The following is a 1,603-nucleotide window of genomic DNA, read 5'->3' as shown; positions in this document are numbered from 1 at the left end:
GGCGCGTCATCCGGGGGCTTACCCCGGCCCCGGGCCGGCCGGCCCCCCCCCGGCCTCCCCGCCACCTCTCGGCATTCTCGCGTACCGGCCTTGGGCGGCCTGCCGCAGCGGTCCGCTCAACTCAACGTTAGGCGCCGCAAAGTGGACCAACTCATCGCTTCGGTCAAGCCGCTCGACGAGCCGTGTTCTCAACCGCAGTCGCGCTTCGCTGGGCGCCCGTCAATGAGCTTGGCGTTTAGTGCCTCTTTGGCCCCCACCCGGCTCGCGGCTGTTGGGTGCATCGTGCCTGTTCCACGCCTGCTACAAAGACGACTCGGCTTCTACAAACGTCGCCTACCCGCCACGCTCCGTGCAGCATCAGCAAACCCACGTTTCTCGTCCGGCCTGGTTGTCAGCATTACCGCTGCAGCTTCAGGTTCGGCTGTGGCACAGTTCTGCCAAGCAGCAGCAGGCACTTATGGCGCCATTCAACCCGTTCCAGGCCCCAGCGGCGCCTAACATAGCGTTCGAGTGGACCCGCTACGGCAGGCAGCGTAAGGCCGAGCCAAGGCACTACGTTCTATTCTCTTGGCTCGGCCTTACGCCGCCTGCCTACGCGGTCCACTCAACTCAACGTTATGCCGCATAACGTGACATTGCCCACTCCGATCAAACTTGTGATGGCGGATTGCCTGCGCGACGGAGGGAGCTACATGTTGGTCTTCGACGTTGCCGAAGGGGGACAGCGCACGCTCCTCCTACCGGTCATCGTTGACGCTGAAATGAAAGCAATAGGCTACAAACAGCCAAAGCTACTTCTTGCTGATCTATCCAACTCGAGTGATTTGGATTGGGGTCAAGCTGGGCAGCTTGCAAATCAGATCAATGATTTGGCTCATGTGGTCTCGCGTGAGGTGGACTACAAACGACTTGCCGAGTGCGTCACGTTCATTCAGAACCACGGGCGAGTCAGCGATGCGGCATAACCTTTCATTGCAGCCGACCTGCGCCAGCTGCGCTGGCTGGTCGGCTGAATTCCAACGTTGAGCAGCATGAATAGAGAGCTCATTCACGATCAAATCGTTGCCGTCGCGGAGAGGTTCGGCTCTGGCAACACACAAGAATTCAAGCTGCTCGCCAAGCAGCTTGCGGCCTGCGATTCGGTGGAAGTAGTGGATGGGCTCTTGCTTGTGTTCTCACGTAGCAACGCCGGCGAGTCCAACTACCAGAAGCAACAGCTCGCGGGACGGCTGCTCGCAAAGCTCAAACCGAAAGCTCCTGTAGATCTTCAAGCCGCGCTTGAAGCGGTGCTGCCTGCGTACAACCCAAGCATCGAGGAACTTCCGTTTTTCTTGGCGGACCGATGCGGCGGAGAGGCCGTTCTTCAAGCACTCCGCCGGCTTGAAACGGGTGGCGAGGATCCTCGCCACCAAGCTGCGGCGAAGACGATGCGCTGGTGGTTGAAAGGTAGCAATGTCGAATAGAACGCTGCTGCCCAACGAGTAAGGATAGATCGCGCTTGCCGCGATCTGATCCGTTTGTTGGACAAGCCCGGGGCCAGGCGGCGCGTCGGGTGGCGGGCCACTGCAAATAGATTCGGGGGAGTCTGTCGCGGGAGCGGCGC

General features: G+C 60.3%; 2 protein-coding genes. Both read left to right on the top strand.

Annotated elements, in window-relative coordinates:
• Nucleotides 1-692: 692 nt before the first annotated feature.
• Nucleotides 693-965: a hypothetical protein gene (locus ACG0Z3_RS19125; protein WP_394400422.1), complete on the top strand. Its 273-nt coding sequence runs from the start codon at nt 693-695 to the stop codon at nt 963-965.
• 66 nt (nt 966-1,031) lie between these two features.
• A complete protein-coding gene (locus tag ACG0Z3_RS19120) occupies nt 1,032-1,463 on the top strand; it encodes a hypothetical protein (protein ID WP_394400420.1) in 432 nt (143 codons plus the stop codon).
• Nucleotides 1,464-1,603: the final 140 nt, after the last annotated feature.

Source organism: Pelomonas margarita (assembly GCF_043555875.1).
Taxonomy (GTDB): Bacteria; Pseudomonadota; Gammaproteobacteria; order Burkholderiales; family Burkholderiaceae_C; genus Pelomonas; species Pelomonas margarita.
The sequence above is the reverse complement of the archived record's forward strand: the minus strand, read 5'-3'. Positions and strand labels throughout refer to the sequence as shown.